Annotated in this window: 1 protein-coding gene; it reads left to right on the top strand. The window is 33.1% G+C overall.

Annotated features, from left to right (window positions below; translation table 11 throughout):
• Positions 1-299: 299 nt before the first annotated feature.
• Entirely contained in the window at positions 300-1,460 is a 1,161-nt protein-coding gene (locus HNS40_RS22250) for a MalY/PatB family protein (RefSeq protein ID WP_172284909.1), read from the top strand.
• Positions 1,461-1,854: the final 394 nt, after the last annotated feature.

Below are 1,854 nucleotides of genomic sequence, written 5' to 3'. Positions count from 1 at the left end.
GACATTTTAAGTTCGAACTTTTTTGGCCGCTTAAAGAGTTTTTAAAATAAAAAATGCCCTGAAGAATGACTAATAATATAGATTTTAATGCTTTGATTATTTGGTGATTTGAAGGAGATGAAACCTAAAAATTGAAGAGTTCAAAACGCTTGGTAACAAAGGCTCATACATAATGTGGGTTTTGTAGTAGAATAGAATATATAAACATAAAATAAACATCGGAGTAGGCAGATAGATAATGGCTTTGAAAACCCACACTATGCATAGCCTAGGACGTTAGGCACAACTTAACCACACCAATGAAAATCGATAAGAAATTAAAGGAATTACCACTTACCAAATCGAATCCAAAAACATTGGAATCCTTATTTGGAAAAACGGACATTCAACCATTTTGGGTTGCCGATATGGAATTTCAGATTGCAAAACCAATTCAGGAATCTTTAAAAGAAAGGATTACAAATTCAGGTTTTGGATATGAATACAAGCCTGACTCTTTTTTTATTGCTCAAAAAAAATGGTATGACAAAAATTACGGAATTGACTTAAACAAAAATCACCTGATTTATAGTCCGAGTATTACAACTACCATTTCTATTTTAATTGAAAATTTTACATCGGAAAGTAACGGAATAATTACACAACCACCAGTTTTTATGGAATTCCGAGATGTGATACGAAACACTAAACGTAGAATAGTCAAAAATCCTCTGAAGCTAACTGAAAAACAATATCAAATTGACTTTAAGGATTTAGAAGAAAAAGCAAAAATAGAAAATAACAAAATTCTAATTATTTGCAATCCTCACAATCCAGTTGGTAGAGTTTGGACGAAAGAAGAATTAAACCAAATTGTTACGATTTGTAAAGAGAATGATTTACTTCTTGTTTCAGATGAGATACATAAAGATATTATTCTTTTCGACAATAAATTCACTTCAGCTTTACAATTTATTGATGATTATGACAAAATTGTTGTTTGTACATCAGAAGCCAAGACTTTTAACCTTTGTGGAATTGCAGATTCTATGACAATCATTCCAAATGAAGATATGAAAAAATCCATTTCCAATACATTCAAAAAATATAATTTAGGAAGAACAAATGCCTTAACACGAGTTGCGATGGAATCTGCTTATAACCAAGGACAATCTTGGTTAAAAGAAGTCATAAACATCGTTGAAGAAAATATAAAAAGCATAGAAACTGAATTGGAAAATTCAAAAATTGAACTTATAAAACCACAAGGGACTTATCAAGTTTGGTTAGATTTTAGAAAAGTTTATAAAGACACGAAAGAAATGTTTAGTCATTTAACAGAAAACTCTGGAATCGGACTTAATGCTGGACATTGGTTCGGACGTGAAGGTGCATTATTTATGAGAATGAATATTGCAACCTCAAACGAAAAAGTAATTGTCGCAATTAAAAAAATAATAAAAGCAGTGCCTAACAATTAAGCATCGTTTTCAGCCCTAAGCCGTGGAGCTAAGCATTTACTTATGGCCAAGAGGGGCTGAATATGTGCTGTGTGTTGAACGTAAACCGGCAACGAAGCCGTAAAGCCTACCTTTTATATTGTGGAATCAATTTGGGCAATGATATCTCCACAGCTCTTGTGTAGTTATTTTTTTTTCAATTTTTTTCTAGCAAACCTTAGAACCTGAGTTCGGTTTTTAACTATCTGAAATTCAGTTGTTAATGGTGATATTTTTGACCATAAAATTAGTGGATAGGCTGACTCATGTTGTGCCACCTATACCGATGTAACTGTGCCACTCAAACCGGAGCAAGTTGTGCCACTCATACCGGAGCAAGTTGTGCCACTCGTACCGGAGCAAGTTGTGCCACTCA

It is taken from the genome of Lentimicrobium sp. S6, assembly GCF_013166635.1.
In the GTDB taxonomy this organism is placed as follows: Bacteria; Bacteroidota; Bacteroidia; order Bacteroidales; family UBA12170; genus UBA12170.
This window is presented reverse-complemented; position numbering and strand designations above follow the sequence as displayed.

Bases quoted from the DNA above. Each gene is read 5' to 3' on its own strand.
- HNS40_RS22250 (WP_172284909.1), top strand. From the start codon at position 300: ATGAAAATCGATAAGAAATTAAAGGAATTACCACTTACCAAATCGAAT.